Below are 19,198 nucleotides of genomic sequence, written 5' to 3'. Positions count from 1 at the left end.
ATTAGGAAGACCCCGTTCCTAATGCGAAGGCAATATCAGAAATATGTTGGAGACCTCGGCACGGCTGCTCCGCCTGCTTTCGCTGCTGCAAACTCCCCGCGAGTGGAGTGGCAACGAGCTGGCCGACCGGCTTGACGTCAGCACCCGCACCGTCCGCAACGACGTGGAACGATTGCGGCAGCTCGGCTATCCCGTGAACGCGACGCGCGGCAGCACAGGTGGCTACCGCTTGGGCGCGGGCGCCTCGGTGCCGCCGCTGCTTCTCGATGACGAGGAAGCCGTGGCCGTTGCGATGGGCCTGCGCACGGCAGCGGCTGGATCCATTGAGGGCATTGAGGAAACGTCGCTTCGGGCGCTGGCGAAACTGGAGCAGGTGCTGCCGTCACGGCTGCGGCACCGGGTCAACACCTTGCAGGCCTACACGGTTCCCGTGGTGTCAGCGTCGCGGCTTCCTAAAGTCGATGCCGCCGTCCTGACCGCACTGGCCGCGGCTTGCCGGGATCACGAGCGGCTGCGCTTTGACTACAGCGACCACAAGTCTTCCGTTTCGATCCGCAACGTGGAGCCCTACCGTCTGGTGAGCTGGGGCCGCAAGTGGTACCTCGTCGCGTTCGACATGGATCGCCAAGACTGGCGCACGTTCCGGGTGGACCGGCTAACGCCGCGCGTGCCTACCGGCCCGCGCTTCACGCCGCGCGACATCCCTTACGGCGACGCGGCTACCTTCGTTGCTAAGAAGATCCGTGGCATCTTCAACGAGTCCCGTGCCCGGATCCTCATCCACGCGCCCGCATCGGTTGTCGCCGAACGCATCACGCCCGCTGTCGGCACCGTGGAGGCCATCGATGACAACACCTGCATCCTCGACACCGGCGCTTCCAACTATGAAACGGTGGCTGTCTACATTGGAATGCTGGGTCTGGACTTCAAGGTAGACGGCCCGCCAGAGTTCGCTGAGTTCGTGCGGGCGCTTGGCGAGCGCTACGCGAATGCCGTCCGCTGAATCTTCCTACTTGCCCGTAACATCTCTATGCTGTCGCGGATGAGCCCTCTGATCGGAGATCCGTCATGAGTCTTCGCCGCACTCTGGCCTCGGCCATGCCGTTGTCCGTCCTGGGTATGGCTCTGCGTGCCGTCTATCCCCGCATCGAGCCAGAGCTCAAGCAGCTGGGCGTGATCATGCCCGGAGGAGGCGTCGCGCTTGACATCGGTGTCTGGTTCGGCCCTTGGGCTCAGCGCATGCGCGCCCACGCTAACGAAGTGATCGGAATCGAGGCGCATCCAGAACTCGCGGCTCTTGCCCAGCGCTCGTTGTCCGGGGTTCGCATCATCCATGCCGCGGTCTCCGACGACGTCGGCGAGATTGAATTGATCGTTCCTCCCGGGGGCCCAGGAGTGGGCATAGCGTCAGTTCAGGAAGGCCTGGTCGCCGGTGAAGCGGTGACGGTTCCGAAAGTTTCCATTGACAGTCTTGACCTTCACGATGTGCGGTTCATCAAGGTCGACGTGGAGGGCCACGAGTTAGCGGTGTTGCTGGGCGGAAAGAACACCATCGCCCGCGACCATCCCGTACTCCTGCTGGAGCTGGAGGAAAGGATGAAGCCTGTCTCGGAGGTCGTCGGGCTCCTGGAGAGCTGGGGCTACACCGGTCACGTCTACCACGACGGCCAGTGGGTGCGGCTAGCCGACTTCGACCTCACGGCGCATCAGGCGGCCAATGTCCACCGGGTGAACCAGAGCTTCATCAGGCGCCTGATCTCGCCAAATCCCCGATACGTGAACATGGTGCTATTTAAGTAGCCCTGTTAGGTTGTCGCGATGTCCCCGCGGCTGGCCATCCACCTCGCGGCGGCCAGCCTGAGTGCGGTCATCCTGGCACCACTGGCCGCCCCTGGATATGTGCTCAGTTACGACATGAACTTCGTGCCGCGCCAGTGGCACACCCTGGACCTCATCACCCCCGTCGATGGCGCGCCGCGGGCAGTCCCCGTCGACGCGGTGATTTCCACCCTGAACGTGCTGGTTCCGGGATGGCTGCTGCAACGGGTCATTCTGATCGCCATCATCTGGGCTGGTGTGGTGGGTGCCGCGCGGCTGGTTCCGTCGAGCCGCACCGCTATCAAGATCTTGGCAGGAGTTGTCTACGTCTGGTCGCCGTTCCTCGCCGAGAGATTGCTGTTCGGCCATTGGGCGCTATTGCTGGCATACGCCGCACTGCCCTGGCTCATTTCCGCCACGTGGGAGGCGCGGCAGGGGCGAAGACAAGCACTGCCAAAGATCCTGCTAGCGGCCGGAATCTGCTGCCTGACCCCGACGGGCGGTGTCATCGCGTTCTCGGTATGCCTCGTCATGCTCATTGGATTGCCTTGGCGGCGATGGAGTACCGTCCTCATTGGACTATTGGTTCTGAATTCCCCGTGGCTGGTCGCTGCCGTTGTGACGCGGTCGGACATGCGGACCAGCCCGTTTGGTGTTACCGCGTTCTCTCCACGGTCGGAGAACTGGGCTGGGCCCGTCATGTCGCTGCTTGGCACCGGTGGGATCTGGAATGGCGAAGCGACTCCGGCCAGCCGTGCCTCGGCCCTCATACCGCTGGCAACGGTTGTCCTATTAACTGTCGCCTGGGCGGGCTACCGTCTTTTGGCTGACCGTCAGCCTGGTGCCACACGTCTGCTGATCGTCGGCGCCGCAGGACTATTCGCTGCCATCCTGAGCACCATCCCCGCGGCCCAGCCTGGCCTGAGCTGGCTTGTTGAGCATGTGCCTGGAGCTGGAATCGCTCGCGACTCGCAAAAGTTCCTGATGCCGTTCGCCTTGCTATTAGCCACCTGCTTCGCGCTGGGGATCGAAAGGCTTGCCGGGAGGCTATCGCGGGAGGCAGGCGCCGCGCTCGTCGCCGCGGGTCTCCTGCTGCCGGTGGTGGCGATGCCCGACTTGGCCTTTGGTGGTGCCGGGGCGCTGCGGCCGGTCACCTACCCCGCCGACTGGAATACCATCGCTGAACTCGTCAGAGCCGACCCTGGCCGTATGTTGTCGCTTCCTATGGCGGAGTATCGCAGCTACCCCTGGAACCGTGGCCGGACCGTGCTCGACCCTTCCCCCAGGTTCTTCCCGGTCCCGGTCCTGGTCGACGACACACTGCAGGTGGATGGACACGTCATCGCGGGTGAAAGCCGTGAGGCCCAGCAAATCAAAGCCCTAGTCGGCGACGGGGAGCCGTTGAGCGGGACGTCTTTTCGCTGGATCATGATTCAGGGGCCCGCAGACTCGGTGTCGCCGGCTTCGCTGGCGGGCCTCGAACCGGTTCACTCCGGACAAGATCTATCTCTATATCGCAATCCGTCCCCCACCGCGCCTGATCATGACACCAGTCGGCAGCTGGCAATCATCGTGGCCATGTGCTGGGCATCTCTGCTCTATGTCGGTACAGGAACGTACTTCTGGCGCACAAGGTGACCCGGTGGTAACGTGCGCCGCATTCACCTTCGCGAGGGGAGAAACATACCCATGGAACGGTCCGGCCTAACACTGCTGCTTACGGCGGTGGCCGCAGTCGTTATTGGACTAATTGGCGTCGTCTCGATCGCCAGCCTAGCTGTCGCGACACCTACCGAGGCGGCCGCAACTGAAACAAGTTCTACCGTTCCAAAGGAGTACGGCTCGCGCTCCTGAGAAGGCGCGTCAGGCACCGCAAAGCTTGTGGCTGTACGGCTAATTTACATAGACCTAACAGGTGGCCCGCTGTAGTTTACTTGGCGGTAACCTCCGCGAAAATGCAATTCGTTCTGGCCATCCCTTGAATCCCGGCATTTTGCTCGTGGGGAGGAAGCACGTGAAACGCGTCTTCGGCACTCTGCTCTTCGGACTAGGTGTCGTGTTCATCGTCCTTGCCGTGGGACTCCCGCTCTACGTCGCCCCCGCGGTAACCAAGCTGCCGTACGACTTGGAGCCCACTAGCTCTCTGGTGGTGGCTAAAAATGTGACGTTCTTGGACGTAGATACGGGCAAGGCGACAACACCGATGGGCAATCTGGAATCCCTGACCGAGGTTGTGCCGCAGAAGAAGAAAACCAACAACCTCCAGAGTCAGTTCCAGGACAACGCCGTGGTTTGGTCGGTCTACACCACGACCTGGCGCACGGACACGAAGAAGGTCATTAGCAAGGGTTCGACTGAGCTCGCCCTCGAAAGAGTTTCTGGCGCGGCGGTCAACTGGAAGGACGCCTGGGCCGACGACCCGTCAAACAAGGTCAACTTCAGTGGCCAGGTCTACAAGTTCCCCTTCCACACGGAGAAGAAGGACTACCCGTTCTGGGATCCTCAGCTCGGCAACTCAAACTTCCCCGCGAAGTTTCAGGGCGTAGACACCGTTAAGGGTATGGAGGTCTACCGGTTCGAGCAGACCGTCCCCATGACCAAGCTGCAGGCTAAGCCTGAGCAGATCGCCTTCCTGACTAGCCAGTTCGCGCCTGCGGGCACGACCGGTGGCGAGATGTGGTACAGCAACACCCGTACCTTCTGGGTCGAGCCAACGACGGGCCAGTACCTGAACCTTCGTGAGCGCCGCAACATGGAGCTGCGCTGGAGCGGTGGCATGCAGACCTTGCTGAAGGGCGACTTCGTCTACGCGGACTCCACGGTGGACAAAGCCGTCGAGACCGCTGGGTCGAACAAGTCGCTTATCAACACCGTGCGCTTGTACGCTCCCATCGGTCTTGGGGCCGGCGGTTTGCTGTTCATGATCGTGGGCGCGGTCTTGGCCCGGAGCCCGGGCGTGCGCCGCTCACGTCACGCCGCGGACAGTGAATATCTCGACTGAACCAGACAGTCCACGTTGTGGGGCTTGCGCTTTTGCGAGCCCCACTCCTTTTTCTTCAGCGGGTGAGCCCTCATGCGGATTCTGATCCTGAACTGGCGTGATAGCAGCCATCCCGAGGGCGGCGGTTCGGAAGACTACGTCGAGCAGCTCGGCCAAGGGCTTATCAAGACTGGGCATGAGGTGACGCTGCACTGCGCCAGATATGCGGGCGCTACAGCGACCGCGCGACAGGGACAGCTTGATATTCGCCGCAAGGGTGGGCGGTTGTCGGTGTATCCGCATGGCCTGGCTGCAGTCCTGCGGCTGAAGCCCGACGTAGTCGTGGACGTTCAGAATCACCTCCCGTTCTTTAGCAGGCTCGTCCACAAACGAGTGATCACCGTTGTCCATCACCTGGGCCGGGAGCAATGGCTTGCCACCTATGGCAAAGTGGCCGGCCGTGCCGGCTGGTGGATTGAGTCCTGGCTCGCTCCGAGAATTCAGCGGGGATCACGCTATGTGGCTGTTTCGACGCCTACCCGCAATGATCTCATCGCCTTGGGGATAAAGCCTGACGCGATCACGGTCGCTTACAACGCGTCCGATCCCCCACCGCACCGCCCGATGCCGCTTTCCAAAGCGCCGCATCCTCTTATCGTGGTCGTTGGCAGGATGATGCCCCATAAGCAGATCGCCCATGCCGTCGACATCGCGGCGCGGCTGGCCGATGAGTTTCCTGGGCTGCGTTTACAGATCATCGGCGACGGGCCGTTGCGGGAGGAAATCGCGCGGCACGTGACGAGCCTTGGGGCAGAAAGTTTCGTCGAGATGATGGGCCACCTAGACGATCAGTCCAAATTGGACACCGTGGCGAAGGCTTGGCTGCTGATCTGCCCGTCCCTCAAGGAAGGCTGGGGCCGCGTCGTTATGGAAGCGGCGGCCGAGGGTGTGCCAGCGGTCGCCTACCGTCACGCTGGCGGGCTGTCCGAGTCGATCGTTCATGGTCAGACAGGGTTGTTAGCCGACAGCCTTGAGGAAATGACCGAACACGTGCGGTCACTCCTCAAGGATGACACCGCCCGCGAAGCGATGGGCGATGAAGCTAAGGCCTACGCGAGCACCTTCACCGTTGAACGTCTCGTTGCCGAGTTCGACAGTCTTTTGCGCCTGCTATGACTTCAGCCTCCCGAAGACCGTGGTGGAGGCAAGCAGACCCGCGGAAGCGGTGGCCAGCAGCTGCACCAAACCGCCCGTGCCCGAGGCTTGCCCGACAGCGACGCCGCTAGCCGCGGCGAGCAGCACGACCGCGCAAACCGCCACGGCGGTTCGTCCCCACTTTACTTTTACGGCAAACACAGTGAGCCCAACGGCCAGCCCAGCGATCCCGCCCAGCGTCCCAGCGACAACGATCAGCGCCGCGGGGATCAGCCGCAGCCAAAGGGCGTCCGCGGCTGGGTTGAACTCGTGACGTGGCCCTGGCCGCAGGCGGAGTTTCGCGAAGGCGAGCGTCAGGCCGAGGATGAGCAGCAGCCCGGACAGCCCAGCGCCGATGGCGAGGGCGGTCCGGTAGATCCCATCCGGCGCGTATCGCAAGTGGACGGTCCCGCCAGCGCCCTGTGGCACGATCCAGCCTTGGAGCCAGCCTTCAAGCCGCACCGGCTTGAGCTCCTGTCCATTCAGGACAGCCACCCAGCCGTGGTTGAAGTTCTGGCGCAACAAAAGCAACGACTGCCGCCCGGCTGAAATGTCCACGGAGCGATCTGTCGCGGTCCAGGTTCGGATGCGCGGAGCGACCACATCGTTGACACTTGTGGCTCCCGGCCTGCGCATGAACAAGCTGGTAACAGCGAACCCTTGCCATGAGTCAGCCGACAGGCGGTGTGCTCCGGCGGAAAGGAGCAGTTCGCCGCAGGCGGTGAACTTCACCGGGCGGCGGTTGAGAACGTCTGCCACCAATCCTTCGACCGAAGTCTGCACGTTTTTCCCGTCGACCACGATTACCGGGCCTTCGCCACACGGCAGGGTGAACCGCGCCTTTGGATCAACGGCGGAAACCAGATCCCGTAAGGCTGGAAACGACATCTCCGCCATGCCAGGGGGTATTTTGGCCGCGCGGCCCGAGACCGGATCGATGCTGACGACATCGCGGGTCTTCGTCATCCGCACCTCGAGGTGATCGGTTTCCAGAGCCGCGAACTCGTGTACTCCGGGCCGGTCAAGCTTTACCACCCGCGTGCCGTCAGGCGAGACGATCGTGACTTCCGTTGGCGTGGCGGCGAAGCGGCCCGGAGATGGCTCGAAGCGGAGTTCCTTGATGACGCGCTTGCCCGGCCAGCGGTACGTGATGACAGGTTCAGTGTCGAGAGGATCGGCAGCCCACGATGTCAGTCTGTCTCCATCGAAAAGGTTGCGGGCAGGCACCAGAGGCTCGCCGGCGAACGTGGAGCTGACTTCGGCACTCAGTGGCCCAGCCGAGCGGCCTATCGCCCCCTGCGCGCTCTGACCGGGCCGCAGCACCATCGTGCCGGTTACCTCATAGGCGCTTTCGCTGCGCAAGGCGAACCGGCGGTCGAACGTTGATTCGTCCACATCGGACAGCAATGCTGGATCGCAACGCAGCGAGTCTTGATAGAGCACACACGCACCCGACGGTGGACGCTGGCTCAATACGATCCCTTGGGGAGCTTGACCGGCGACACTTGCCGGTGCGTCATCTGGCAGCCGAAGACTGCGGCCGACTGTCACACCAGGCAGACTGATCTCGCGAATAGCTGCCTGCGCGATGACATGCGGCGCCATGTCCACGATGATCACGCGCAGTTTCCGGGTCAGAACTGAGGCCGTGGCGAACTTCTGCGGTTCATTTCCGGGAGCGACCGCATACAGCAGCGTTCCGGTGTCGGTTTGAATGGCGACCTTGGTGACTGGGGGCTCGATCGCGCCGAGGGCGAAGAATTGGATGGTGACCGACTCTGCCGGCACTGGCGATTCGAACTCGATATCGATCCATTGCCCGACCGGGGAACCAAAGACAGAAGACTGCCAGTACGTTCGCGGATCGTTGTCGAAGGCGGCGAACGGAGAATTCTCAGTGCGTGTCGGGCCGACGCTATCGGCGTAACCGGCCGAGCTTGAAGCGGTTATCGAGCTGACTCCCGCGTACTGGGCGATTGTTTGATGATCCGATGAAAACATCTCATATGGCTGCGCGCGATATTCGATGCGGTACTCATCTTCCAGTGACATGACCGCGCTGCTGGCGTCGTGAACGCGTCCAATGTGGACCTCACGGCGTTGCAGGGTGTCGCTGGTGAACCATCGGGAGGCCGGAGGCGCGCCTGATTCACCAGATAGAACGACAGGGGTGCCGGCCCCCAGCATTTCGGCCTCAAGTAGCCCGAGAATGGCTTCAGGACCGCCGCTAACGGCCGCTAGCGCATCCGCGTCGTAGAGGCTGACGGGACTCAGCCCGGGCTCAGTGACTTCGTAAATCTCAACCGCTGGAAGACCCGCGTCGAGGTCGTATCCCGACACTTCCGGTGCACCCAGGGCCGAACTCGCGCGCTGCGGGCCAAAGGCGGCCACTTTGCGAATCCCGCCTGAGCGCGTCAGTGCTTGGTGAACCACGGCGGGACGCGCGGCACCCGTTCGCCACCATTGCATATCGTGACGGGCGACCACGTGGCTCACACCGGTGCGCGCGAGGAATTTGCCAAGGGCCGGCGATCCCTGTCCCGACGCCAGTACCGACTCGATCGTGTCCATCCACCGAACCGAGCCGGGCTCGCCCATGGGCACCTGGTTGCGCACCGACCACGGGACGGCAGACAGCGGTTGCAACGGCTCGTCATAGGTTCTGCCCCACGTGTATTCGCCGAACCCTGAACCTGGCACGAGATGGGCCGAGCCCTTGGCGTTCTGCTTTAGCCACTCGGCGGCCTGATGCCAATAGGTAGGGATGTTGCCGAATTCGTGGCCGGTGGCCAGGTCGCCGGTGAAGGCCGGCTTCGCGACGAGTCCCACCCCGGCCAGCCCCGCCAAGGTGACCACTGACGTCACTGCCCGCATGAGCGCGTAGGACGACCGGCTGAAGTTGTTTCTTGCTAACTGCTTCTCCGCGATCCGCCGTGCGAGCCGCAACTGGACGACACCGATGAGATGCGCCAGACCCACGATCAGAGGCAACCGCAGCACCGGGTCAAATTTGTGGACGTTCCTGAAAGCAGCCAGCGGACCATCAAGCAACGACCGCCACAAACTGTCAGCCCAGGGCCCGAATTCGCCAGCGTAACCAAGGGTGAGGAACGTGAACCCCACTAAAGCGATGGCCACCCACCGAAATCTTTCCGGCATATCGCTGCGGATCAGGCCCGCCAGCCCCGCCACGCAGATGACCGCGGTTGAGGCCATGCCTAAGGGCGATCCCAGCACGTACCAAGCCGCCTGCCACCAAGGTTCACCTTGGATGGAGACCGCGGCGACCCAATGGTCCGCGCCCCGAAACGCATGCCAGGCCGAGATTCGGCTGCTTGTCGCGGCGGCCGACTCGCTACGGGTCAGAAACTCGCCGAGATAGCGCGACGTGATAACCAATAGGCTGAGCCACCACATGATCGCGACAGCGCCGAACAGGCTCCACCAGGCCAGAAGCCTGCGCCCAAACCTGTCTCTCGCGCCTGACACCAGCCAGATCAGCGGCAGCACCATGGAAGCGATGACGACCGCGCCATTGATTCCCCCGATCGCCAGAATCGCCAGGGCGGAAAGGACTGCCGGCCGCGCGGCTGTGCGCTGGCGGTCAGGCCGCATCAGCGGCAGCATCACCCAGGGAAGCGCGACCAGTGACAGTATTTCCGAGGAGATCGGGCCGACGGTCGTGATGACTCGTGGGCACAGTGCCCAGGCCAGTGCGGCGACATGTTGTGCTGGGATGGTTCCCACGCGCAGGGCACGAATGAAAAACAGAAAGCCCAAATATCCGACAATCAGCAGGAGTGCCAGCCACAAGCGCTGCACGATCCACGGCGGAAGGCCGATCGCGTCACCGGCCAGAAAGAACGGGCCCATGGGCACGAAGTAGCCGTAGCTCTGGTTTTCGACTTGGCCGAACCCGGCGCTGGCGTTCCAGAGATGCAAAGCCCGCCCTAGGAACCCAGCCGGGTTCTCGCTGAGGTCGAGTTTGGTGTCGACGACAGTCTGGCCGGGCGCTTGTGCGAACGCAAGGATCACGAGGCCAAGGCAAACAGCAAAGACGGGGAAGGGGTTCCGAGACTTCAAGATCCTGCAATCAATTCGCGCATCGACATAGTCATTACTTTATGTATTTCTTGTAAGTTACTCGCGAGACACTTACGATACCGAGATCGCTCACCTGTGGCAGTTGGGAGATCGGATGCAGCCCTTTCCCGTTGCGGTTGACGGAAACATGCCCGACCAGGCAATTGCATCCGTTCAGTTATCAGTGATCATCCCGGCGTACAACGAACAAAATCGCATATTCACATCCCTGGTTGTCATTTGTGCCTACCTGGGCCACACGCGCAACTCCTGGGAACTCATCGTCGTTGACGACGGATCATCTGACAAGACCGCCAAGATTGTCAGCGATTTCGCGCGGCGAGTGCCATGGGTGCGCCTGGTCCGGGCCAAACACGGCGGCAAGGGTCATGCCGTCCGCATTGGTGTCGAGGCCTCCCTCGGCGCCGAAATTTTGATTACCGATACTGACCTCTCCACGCCAATAACCGAGCTAGAGCATCTGTCCAGGCTCCGTGGCGACGCGGTTGCCGCCATTGGATCGCGGGGCTTGCCAGGATCAGCCATTACGCGCAGACAGGGCAGGATCCGCGAGGCGATGGGCAAGGCGGGCAACTTTCTCATCCGCCGCTTTGGCGTGCGCGGGATCGCCGATACCCAGTGCGGCTTCAAGCTATTCGACGGGCCGAGCTGCCGCGCGCTTTACTCCATGACGAAGCTGAACGGCTGGGCCTTCGATGTTGAAGTGCTCTATCTCTGCAAACGCTTTGGGTGGCCTGTCGTCGAGGTGCCCGTGCGCTGGGCGCATGTCAACGGTTCCAAGGTCCGTCCAACGGCTTATTTCGCCGTTCTCGGCGAACTGGCCTACTTGAGGCTTGCCCAGCGGCGCGCGACAGAACCCGTCGTCCTAGCGCCGATACCCGCGCAGCGGCGCGGTTAGGCTTTGCGGCGTAACACCAGCACCGCGTTCCACGACAGGATCTCGCGTGCTCCTGGGATCCGCATTATCCAGTGCGCCCACCACGGGTGGTAGCGCGGCAGAACCTGGATGACGTCAACGAGTTCGCTTTGCCGCGCCCATTTCACCGCCCGCCCAACCGAGACCGCGAACAGACTCGTCCCGAAGACATTCTTCGGCTCATGCCCGTGCTTACGGGCGTACCGCCGCCGCGCGTGGTGCCCACCGAGGTAGTGCCACGGCGCTGTCTCGTGCCCACCCCAAGGCGATAGCCACGGCGTGAAGGACATGTATACAAGCCCTCCCGGTTTCGTCACCCGGGCCATCTCGCTGAGCATGGTCTCCGGCTCCGAGACGTGTTCGAGCACATTGGACGAATAGCAAATGTCAATGCAGCCAGTAAGAAACGGCAAAGCCGTGCCGCTGGCCCTTACCATCCCTGGATCGACCGCCCCGCGGGCACCGAGCTCACCGACATCGGGATCGACGCCGAAATAGGTCGCTCCCGCCTTGCGGAATCCTTCCGCGAAGTAGCCAGCCCCGCCCCCGACGTCAAGCAGAACCTTGTCGCGCAGCTCGGTGTAGCCCAGCACCTGGCTAACCGAATCCTCGGCGAGGAGGCGGTAGAAATAGTCAGGGTCCGTTGGCTCACGCCGGAAGGCACGAAACAGGGAAACCGACCGCTTAAGCGAGGGACGTGTCTGTGTTACTCCGCGGTACATCGTAATAGATTGGCGGTTGGGAGGCTGGTTCGCAAGCAGAGGCTTTGGCCGATTTGCCGCGCCAGATAAGCGTGCCGACACAGATGAGCAGACAGACCACGGCTGACGTGGCCGCGCACGTGACGATGGCCTGAATGCTTGGAGTTGGCAAAAGCAGCACGGCGGCGGCGAACCCGCCGACGGCCAGCCATGCGGGCCATGACGGGTACTTTGCCCCGTAAGCGATCCGCGTATTGATGAACAGAAACGCCAGGGCGTACGCCGCTCCGGTCACGGCGAACATTGGCGCGTAGGACGCCAGGTGGACGTACTGTGCTCCGCCCGCGAACCGCAGGGCTAGTTCACTGAACAATGTCGCCGCGGCGACGAGGACGGCCCCGACGACGGCGATAGCGGCGGTCGCTAGCGCGAGCGCGTGGCGCCGCCGTGCGGCCAGGTGTGGCAGAGCCAGCACGGTCACGACTTGTGGTGCCCACATGGCACCCTTCGTCAGCACAGACAGCACGGCGTATTCCGCTGAGGCGACAGGGCTGAGCAAGTGCCGGGCGGCGATAACGTCCATATAGGACATCACCAACATGGCGACCATTGCCAGGACACAGGCCCAGACTTCGCGGGCGATCCGACCCGGGACAGGAGCCTCGTCCCGTGGCACAAGCAACATGATTGGCAGCACGCCCAGCATTGATCCGGCCACGCCCAGCAGCAAGATGCCCGCGACGGACTGTCCTAACAGGATGCCCGTGATGATGCCAGCGAAGCGCGCCAGCCCCAGCAGGATCATCCCGATCGCGAGCCGGCCGAACAGTTGCTGCCCCTGCAGGACACCCAGCCAGCCGCCGCACACCACGACGGGGAACACGAGCGCCGCCGTCAGGACGATGACGTTCCAGCCGAGGTAGAGATTCGCGACGAGCAGGGGGCCAAGGAGCAGCAAGACACCTGACGTGACCGCCGCTGTGGCCAGCCCCAGCCGGGTCGTGCTCATCCGCTCACCGCGAGCTACGCGCACGGCTACCGCCGTTTGCAGACCCTGACTTGGTACGCCGAAGACCGCGCACAAAGCCAAAACCGTTGCCAGTGCGCTGAAGTCGGCTGGGGCTAGCTGGCGCGCGCCAAGCAGCGGGGCGAGATAGGCCAGCAGGTTAGCCGCCGTCGTCGCGACCGTGACCACGGCTCCGGCACGGCCCAGGCGGGCAAGCAGGTTCACGCCCAGCACCCTAGCCGTGGCAGGGCTACAGGTCGATCCAGTAGCGCATCTTGTCCTGGCGGACGTCTTCGAGCACGCCGCCATTGCGTTCGATGACCAGGCGGGAAGCGACGTTGGTGTCGTCGCAGGTGACGAGAACACGGTCGATGCCGAGGTCGCGAGCGATGGGCAGGGCGGCCTTGAGCATCGCCGTCGCGTAGCCGCGCTGGCGGGCGCTGGGCCGCACGTCGTAGCCGATGTGCCCGCCGACTTCGAGCAAGTTCGCGTTCAGCCGGTGCCGGATCGCGATGCGGCCCAGGTATTCGTCACTCGCGACCCACCACAAAGTCGTGCTCGGCACGAACCGTGGGTCACGCGGGGTCTCCTCAAGCGCTTCTGCCCGCAGCCCCTCAACGAACTTGGCGAAGCCCTCCGGGGTGCCCCAGAGCGCACTGGCCGACCGGATCTCACTGCCGATCATCGAATGGTCGTCCTCGCTGCCACGCCCTTCAGCCTGAAACTCGGCCATCGCGGCCAGGAACGACTGATGGACGTGCTGCGACGGAAGCTCCAGCTGTGGTGTCATGCTCCCTATGATGGTCCGGCCCGTGCGACCAGGCGAAGCGAATTAACTATTTGAGCTGCACAAGCACACGGCGCCGTAGCACGACACGGTGGCTCGGCGCGGACGAGACGCCACGGTGCTGGTGTGCGCGCACGAGGGTCCGTCACTGATGCCGAGCGGCAGCTCGGTAGCACGATGCGGCGCTGGAAACGGCGTCGAGCAGGCGATGACAGTCCACTTCGGACAGCCCGCGCCCCGCTCACGTTGCTTATGAGCCGAACCGTTCCAGGACTGCGGCTTCGGTGAGGCCGAAGTCTGATAGCGCGTACTTGTGCGCTGGTTTGCGGCCGCCCGTTTGGCTTTCCGTGTGCAGGGCTTCCATCGCCGAGCGTGCCTCGGGACTCAACGGGACGCCAAGGCCGGCGTAGACGGATTCCACGGCTGCCAGTGGGTCGCGGACGAAGTCTTCGTATTGCACGTCGACGAACTGGGCCGGGTTGTGCAAAGCCCGGTCGGCGTTGAACTGGTTGAGCCCGCGGTCCCACAGGTCGAGCTGTGCCCGGCCGACAGCGGCTCCTTCGTAAACCGTCGACCAGCCAGCCGACGCGGTTGCGTTAAGGCTGCACACCGAGGCGATCGCCGTACGCGGATCGCGGTGCGTCTGCACGATAAGCGCATCGGGATAGACAGCGAGGATCGCGTTCAGAGCGAACATGTGGCTCGGGTTCTTCAGCACCCACCGGCGCTCAGCGTCGGGCATGCCAATGAGCTGAAGGTTGCGCTTATGCCGCGCGTACGCGGGCGTCCAGTCCTGCTGGCGCAGCCACTGCGAGTAGGACGGGATGTGCGCCAGGCACTCATAGGACACCGACATCACCGACTGACGCAGCAGCTGCCAGCACTCCTCCACCTGGGCGGCGTCCATGTAGTGCAGCCCCATGAACTCCGGGTTGTGCAAGTGGTGCTGCTGATACTGTCCCTGGATCATCGCGAAGATGGGATTGTCCTCCCATGTGGCACGCGGCGGACGCGGCTGCGGGAAGTCAGTTAGCCACAACTCCAGGCCCTGGTGAGCCGGATCGGCGGTCAGCAAACGGTGCAAGGCGGTGGTTCCGGTGCGGGGCAAGCCAAGCACGAATATCGGCCGCTCAATGCGCACCTCAGAAAACCCAGGGTTGTCCTTCCACGCTTGCTCGCTAAGAGCCCGCGCGACCAGTGCCCCGCGCAAGAACGCGCGCTGCACCTTCTCCCCCAGCTCAGTAAGTGAGGCTTCCGCCGCGTAGGACTCGACAAGGACATTGAGTCCCTCTAAATAGGACTGATCGCCGAAGTCGTCAAGGCCGGTTATCTTCACCGCCGAGGCGTGCAGTTTGTCGATCGAGATCACGCGTGGAACTCCCCGCCGTTGACGTCGAGGCACTGGCCGGTGATGGCGCGGGCCAGGTGAGACGCGAGGAACACCACCACGTCAGCGATTTCGTCGGGCTCGATGAGCCGCCGCAGGTCGATCTGCGCAGAGATCTCTTGGTAAACGTCGTCGGCCGTCACGCCACGCTTCGAGCCCAAGTAGGAGAAGTAAGCCTTGAGCAAGTCGGCCCAGATGTAGCTCGGCGCGATCGTGTTGACGCGCACGCCCTTTGGCCCGAGCTCGCTGGACAGCGACTGCGCGTAGGCGAGCAGACTGGCCTTGGCCATCTTGTAGGTGCCAAACGTGCGCCGCGAATGCCTGATGACCGCCGACCCGATGAAGATGATGGACCCCTGCGCTTCCACCAAAGCGGGAGTGCAGTGCTGCGTCAGCCTCAGCGTCGCCAGGACGTTGGTTTCAAACGACGCCCGCACGAAGTCAACGTCCACCGCGGACATGTCCTTCATCGTCGGCATCGCGAAGACGTTATTAACCAAGGTGTCGACCCGGCCGAACTCGGCGAGGGCGGTTTCCACCAGCCGCGCCCGATCTTCCTCGACCGTGATGTCGGTGCGGACACACACCGCACGGCGTCCTAGGTTACTAACAAGCTTCGCGACCTCTTCAAGCTTTGATTCCGTGCGGGCGGCCAGCACGAGATCGGCACCAGCCGCCGCGGCCTGCACCGCGATCGCCTGCCCGAGACCCGGCCCAACCCCCGACAAGACAACGACTTTATCCTTGAGCAACATGACTACCCCACCATCCGGGCGCCGACGGCAAGCTGACGGGCCGCGATCCGTTCGCGGTAAAGCTCTGGCGTGATGCGTAGCCCCGGAACGTCTTGCACTTTCATGACTTCCACTGACGGCCCGTCCTCGGCGGTCAGATCACGCGATAGCCGCTGCCATCGCAACTGGACGTATCCTCGCTTGTGCCCCAGGCACTCTAGCCAGTTCGCGACACCGGGATCGCGTTCGCTCACGACGATGCGCATCATGCCGTCGTCGTCGACGTGAGCCTGCGGAACGGTCAGCGACGTTTGGTGGTTGATGTAATCCAGCGAGATGTACCACATGCTCCCGAGCTGAATCCCTTGGTAGGGCGCGTCTTTACACACCGGAACCGTGATCACGAGCGCCTCGTCGTCCTCGAGCGCGTAGTGCCCGACGGAGGAGAACTGTGTCGTCAGCCCGCCCGGCGTCGAGCGCGGCGGCGTCAGCGTGTTCACGGGAAGCTTGAGGTAGAACCATTCCGGGAACTGAAGGAAAGTCCTGAGCCGGCTAAGCAGAATCTTCCCGGCGACACCGTAGCGTTTGGACAGTGTGTCCTGAGTCAGCCGGGCTGGCGCACCGCCGAGAGTGTCCGCCCGGTGGATCCGCAACATCCCGCGGCGTTCCGTCCAGTCGCTGTAGACCTCGCGCACCACGATCATCGCTGAGCCTTTGCCGAGCGTGAAGTAATTGCGCGCGGCGGGCCCTGGCCCGAAACGGATTTCGAACCGTCCGTTGTCGTCGATGTCAAACGACCGATCGTCAAAGGCCGCCATGCTGTCGGGAACATCGACCGGGGAATAGTCGCCCGCGAGGACTTGGAAACTTAGATCCGCGGTCGTGCCGCGTACCCCCGTCACCACGTATTCCGCGTCATCGCGAATGTAGGAATGGAAGTAAAGGGTGTCCGGGTTGTCCAGCCCCATCTTCGTGTAGGGCCCGGTGGACTGGGTGAAATACGGATAGTCACGCTCGTAGGCCCAGGCCAGCTGCATCGATGCCCTGATGCTGCCGGACAGGTAGTCGTAGCCCTCGGTCAGATCCTGTTCGGACTCAACATGTTTCGCTCCGGCGATGATTTTCTCCGCCTCGGCCATCGCTTCGGCAAACGCCTTTGTCAGCATCAGGGTGTTCCATATCTGTAATGGCGTGGTCCATACTGGCTCGGCCAGATTAGAACGTGTTCTAAGGAATGGTCAATGGTACTGGCCCGTCGTTCTCCGCCCACTGCCCGCGTCACCCAGGTGCTGGACTTTTTTGTTTCCCGCCAAGGGAAAAGGTTCGGCCTGTCGGAGATCGCGCGCAGTCTTGGCATCAGCAAACCAACGTGTCTGGGCATCCTTTCGGAGCTCGCTCACTCGGGATATTTGGTACGTGATCCTATTGTCAAGACGTATGGTCTCGGCCCGGCACTCATCGCGGCTGGCCGCGTCGCGCAGAGCAATTTCGCGGCGAGCGATCTGGCCCGCCGCTATCTCGTGGGCCTGAGCGAACAGTTCGGCTCGACGTGCACCGCCAGTGCCGTCGTCGGCGACCAGATCATGGTGCTCGAACGCACCGGCCCGCCCGGCGCGGTCAAACTCGGCCAGCTGTATCCGTTCGCTCCCCCGGTCGGGCTGATGTACGTCCTCTGGGGGCCCGACTCCGCCCTTTCGCGATGGCTGCGAAAACCCGCGACGCTGCCGATGACCATCGATGAGGGGCACTTGCGCAAAATCGTCAGCGAGGGCAGATCCAGGGGGTACGTGGTGGAGAGCCTCACCCCGGCGGGCTTACGTTTGCACGCGCTGATGGCGGGTCTCGCGGCCTACGACTTGCCCGAGCAGGTGCGGGAACTGGTCGCCGAGATGGCGATGAGTCTCGGGGAACGCATCTACCTAGACGCCGATCTGAGTTCCCCGGAGCCGTTGCCGGTCAGCCTGATCGCCGCCCCTACCTACGATCGCGACGGGCATCAGGAACTCGTGCTCACCATCCACGTTGGACAGGCGATTAGCAGCACCGAGGTCGCCTTGCGCGGCAAGGCTCTCGCGGCCGCCGGAGCCGCCGTCACCCAAGCTCTGCACGACAGATAATTCTCCTCTCCCGCGAGCTGAGCAAGAGAAGATCGCGGCTGGCTTTTCGTTCGCTGACTGTCGCAACCCCGGCAAGTGGGTTGAGCCGTTCAGTTAAGCAGGTCTATTGATAGATAGTGCCGACGGCGTGCTCTGCCACGGGGAGAGCACGCCGTCGCGTGTGGACGCGGCTTTCAGATGCCGAAGGCGCGCGCCATCTTCATGTACGTTTCGGCCTCCGCGTGCCGGCTCTGCCGCTGCAACGTGCGGCCCAGCATCAGCAGGGCGTAGTTCTCGGTCGGGCACTGGTCGATGATGTGGCGCAGCTCGCCTTCGGCCTTCTTCAGCTGGGCCGAGTGGTAGTAGGCCCGGGCCAGCAGCAGCCGCGGCGCGAGGTCAGCAGGTGCGTCCGCGACGACGGCAGGCAGAATCTGCGCCGCCGTGATGTAGTCACCGGCGTCGAAGAAGAGCTGAGCGCGTTCGTATTCTTCGAAGGTCGTCACAGTCCCAGCCAACAAATGCCTGCGTAACATAATTCCCTTGAGTCTCCAGCGGCTGGAAGGTTGACCCTAGGACCCGTGAACGACCGCATAAGTATCGGGCAGCTCGCCCAGCGCACGGGTGTTTCCGTGCGGACTATCCGTTTCTGGTCGGATTCCGGGGTCATCCCGGAGCCGGAACGGTCAGCCAAGGGTTACCGGCTCTATGACGCCGAGGCGGTGGCACGGGTCGATCTCGTGCGCACCCTACGTGATCTTGGATTTGACCTGGTCACCGTGAAACGGGTGCTCGACCGGCAGGAATCGGTGACGGGCGTCGTCCGGGCACACATCCGTGCCCTTGACGGTGAGATCCGCGCGCTGACCCTGCGCCGGGCCGTGCTGCGTGCGGTCGCTCAACGTGCAGGAACGACCGAGGAGATGAGGCTGATGCATCAGCTAGCGAAACTGTCCGCTGTGGAACGACAGCGGATCATGGACGATTTCGTCGAAGAGGTGTTCGCGGGCGTCGACAGCGATGGGATGGGCAAAGGTCTCGCGCAAGCCATGCGCGGCTTGCCGGAAAATCCAGCCCCGGAACACATCGATGCCTGGATCGAGCTCGCCGAACTGGTGGCTGACGAGAGTTTCCGGCAGCGGGTGCGCCAGATGGCCACGGCACCGGACCCTGGCTTGCCGCCGTATGACCACACCCGCGTCGGCGAGGTGGCCGGAGCCGCACTCGAGGAGGGCGTCGCGCCCGAGTCGTCTCGTGGCCAGGAGATTCTCGAAGGGCTACTTGATCCACCAATGGACGCTGAGCAGCGGCTTAAGCTCGCTGACACGCTGGAAACGTTCACTGACCGGCGCGTCGAGCGGTATTGGCAGCTGCTCGGAATCCTTAACAACCGTCCACCGTTTGGATCAGCGGTGGCACCGTTCGAATGGATGATCGCGGCCTTACGGGGAGCACCGTCCAACTAGTAGTGTGATCGG

General features: G+C 63.1%; 16 protein-coding genes. 8 read left to right on the top strand and 8 right to left on the bottom strand.

The window, feature by feature from the left end:
* Positions 1-43 precede the first annotated feature (43 nt).
* From A3E1_RS0105325 to A3E1_RS39025, 5 genes are all read left to right on the top strand, one after another.
* Positions 44-1,003 carry a helix-turn-helix transcriptional regulator gene (locus tag A3E1_RS0105325; RefSeq protein WP_020519709.1) on the top strand — a complete coding sequence of 320 codons (960 nt, stop codon included), beginning with the start codon at positions 44-46 and terminating at the stop codon, positions 1,001-1,003.
* Positions 1,004-1,068: 65 nt separating this feature from the next.
* On the top strand, positions 1,069-1,800 hold the full coding sequence (locus tag A3E1_RS0105320; RefSeq protein WP_040390337.1) for an FkbM family methyltransferase: 732 nt from the start codon (positions 1,069-1,071) through the stop codon (positions 1,798-1,800).
* 18 nt (positions 1,801-1,818) lie between these two features.
* Positions 1,819-3,456, top strand: coding sequence for a hypothetical protein (locus A3E1_RS0105315; protein ID WP_020519707.1), 1,638 nt, complete (start codon positions 1,819-1,821; stop codon positions 3,454-3,456).
* A 376-nt stretch (positions 3,457-3,832) separates the two neighbouring features.
* Positions 3,833-4,819, top strand: coding sequence for a DUF3068 domain-containing protein (locus tag A3E1_RS39030; protein WP_020519706.1), 987 nt, complete (start codon positions 3,833-3,835; stop codon positions 4,817-4,819).
* Positions 4,820-4,891: 72 nt separating this feature from the next.
* Positions 4,892-5,974, top strand: a complete 1,083-nt coding sequence (locus tag A3E1_RS39025) for a glycosyltransferase family 4 protein (RefSeq protein ID WP_020519705.1) — start codon at positions 4,892-4,894, stop codon at positions 5,972-5,974.
* Here A3E1_RS39025 and A3E1_RS0105300 read toward each other — a convergent pair.
* Entirely contained in the window at positions 5,969-10,027 is a 4,059-nt protein-coding gene (locus A3E1_RS0105300; protein WP_020519704.1) for an alpha-(1->3)-arabinofuranosyltransferase domain-containing protein, read from the bottom strand. The genes A3E1_RS39025 and A3E1_RS0105300 overlap by 6 nt on opposite strands.
* A gap of 163 nt (positions 10,028-10,190) precedes the next feature.
* Here A3E1_RS0105300 and A3E1_RS39020 point away from each other — a divergent pair, with 163 nt between their 5' ends.
* On the top strand, positions 10,191-10,994 hold the full coding sequence (locus A3E1_RS39020) for a dolichyl-phosphate beta-glucosyltransferase (RefSeq protein ID WP_020519703.1): 804 nt from the start codon (positions 10,191-10,193) through the stop codon (positions 10,992-10,994).
* Here the strand turns inward: A3E1_RS39020 and A3E1_RS0105290 are convergent.
* The 6 genes from A3E1_RS0105290 to A3E1_RS0105265 all read right to left on the bottom strand — a co-directional run bounded on the left by A3E1_RS0105290 (position 10,991) and on the right by A3E1_RS0105265 (position 16,793).
* Positions 10,991-11,734 carry a class I SAM-dependent methyltransferase gene (locus tag A3E1_RS0105290; protein WP_051104785.1) on the bottom strand — a complete coding sequence of 248 codons (744 nt, stop codon included), beginning with the start codon at positions 11,732-11,734 and terminating at the stop codon, positions 10,991-10,993. The two genes, A3E1_RS39020 and A3E1_RS0105290, sit on opposite strands and share 4 nt — an antisense overlap.
* Positions 11,697-12,944, bottom strand: coding sequence for an MATE family efflux transporter (locus tag A3E1_RS46980; protein WP_157631322.1), 1,248 nt, complete (start codon positions 12,942-12,944; stop codon positions 11,697-11,699). Before A3E1_RS46980 ends, A3E1_RS0105290 begins: the two co-directional genes overlap by 38 nt.
* Before the next feature lie 25 nt (positions 12,945-12,969).
* Positions 12,970-13,509 (bottom strand): GNAT family N-acetyltransferase, encoded by a 540-nt coding sequence (locus tag A3E1_RS0105280; protein ID WP_020519700.1) that lies wholly within the window; start codon positions 13,507-13,509, stop codon positions 12,970-12,972.
* A gap of 247 nt (positions 13,510-13,756) precedes the next feature.
* On the bottom strand, positions 13,757-14,875 hold the full coding sequence (locus A3E1_RS0105275; protein WP_020519699.1) for a sulfotransferase family protein: 1,119 nt from the start codon (positions 14,873-14,875) through the stop codon (positions 13,757-13,759).
* Positions 14,872-15,648 carry an SDR family oxidoreductase gene (locus A3E1_RS0105270; protein ID WP_020519698.1) on the bottom strand — a complete coding sequence of 259 codons (777 nt, stop codon included), beginning with the start codon at positions 15,646-15,648 and terminating at the stop codon, positions 14,872-14,874. The genes A3E1_RS0105275 and A3E1_RS0105270 overlap by 4 nt, the downstream gene beginning before the upstream one ends.
* A gap of 2 nt (positions 15,649-15,650) precedes the next feature.
* Positions 15,651-16,793: a hypothetical protein gene (locus A3E1_RS0105265; protein WP_020519697.1), complete on the bottom strand. Its 1,143-nt coding sequence runs from the start codon at positions 16,791-16,793 to the stop codon at positions 15,651-15,653.
* Positions 16,794-16,868: 75 nt separating this feature from the next.
* Here A3E1_RS0105265 and A3E1_RS0105260 point away from each other — a divergent pair, with 75 nt between their 5' ends.
* Entirely contained in the window at positions 16,869-17,744 is an 876-nt protein-coding gene (locus tag A3E1_RS0105260; RefSeq protein WP_020519696.1) for a helix-turn-helix domain-containing protein, read from the top strand.
* A 173-nt stretch (positions 17,745-17,917) separates the two neighbouring features.
* Here the strand turns inward: A3E1_RS0105260 and A3E1_RS0105255 are convergent, their stop codons facing one another.
* Positions 17,918-18,226, bottom strand: a complete 309-nt coding sequence (locus A3E1_RS0105255) for a tetratricopeptide repeat protein (RefSeq protein WP_020519695.1) — start codon at positions 18,224-18,226, stop codon at positions 17,918-17,920.
* A gap of 75 nt (positions 18,227-18,301) precedes the next feature.
* Between A3E1_RS0105255 and A3E1_RS0105250 the strand changes: the two genes are divergently transcribed.
* Positions 18,302-19,186: a helix-turn-helix domain-containing protein gene (locus A3E1_RS0105250; protein WP_020519694.1), complete on the top strand. Its 885-nt coding sequence runs from the start codon at positions 18,302-18,304 to the stop codon at positions 19,184-19,186.
* Positions 19,187-19,198: the final 12 nt, after the last annotated feature.

The organism is Catelliglobosispora koreensis DSM 44566 (genome assembly GCF_000379685.1).
Classification (GTDB): domain Bacteria; phylum Actinomycetota; class Actinomycetes; order Mycobacteriales; family Micromonosporaceae; genus Catelliglobosispora; species Catelliglobosispora koreensis.
This window is presented reverse-complemented; position numbering and strand designations above follow the sequence as displayed.

Coding starts and splice junctions, on each gene's coding strand:
- A3E1_RS0105280 (WP_020519700.1), bottom strand. CDS start 13,509: ATGACACCACAGCTGGAGCTTCCGTCGCAGCACGTCCATCAGTCGTTC.
- A3E1_RS39025 (WP_020519705.1), top strand. CDS start 4,892: ATGCGGATTCTGATCCTGAACTGGCGTGATAGCAGCCATCCCGAGGGC.
- A3E1_RS0105265 (WP_020519697.1), bottom strand. CDS start 16,793: ATGCTGACAAAGGCGTTTGCCGAAGCGATGGCCGAGGCGGAGAAAATC.
- A3E1_RS0105270 (WP_020519698.1), bottom strand. CDS start 15,648: ATGTTGCTCAAGGATAAAGTCGTTGTCTTGTCGGGGGTTGGGCCGGGT.
- A3E1_RS0105260 (WP_020519696.1), top strand. CDS start 16,869: ATGGTACTGGCCCGTCGTTCTCCGCCCACTGCCCGCGTCACCCAGGTG.
- A3E1_RS0105320 (WP_040390337.1), top strand. CDS start 1,069: ATGAGTCTTCGCCGCACTCTGGCCTCGGCCATGCCGTTGTCCGTCCTG.
- A3E1_RS0105315 (WP_020519707.1), top strand. CDS start 1,819: ATGTCCCCGCGGCTGGCCATCCACCTCGCGGCGGCCAGCCTGAGTGCG.
- A3E1_RS0105290 (WP_051104785.1), bottom strand. CDS start 11,734: ATGTACCGCGGAGTAACACAGACACGTCCCTCGCTTAAGCGGTCGGTT.
- A3E1_RS0105325 (WP_020519709.1), top strand. CDS start 44: ATGTTGGAGACCTCGGCACGGCTGCTCCGCCTGCTTTCGCTGCTGCAA.
- A3E1_RS39020 (WP_020519703.1), top strand. CDS start 10,191: ATGCAGCCCTTTCCCGTTGCGGTTGACGGAAACATGCCCGACCAGGCA.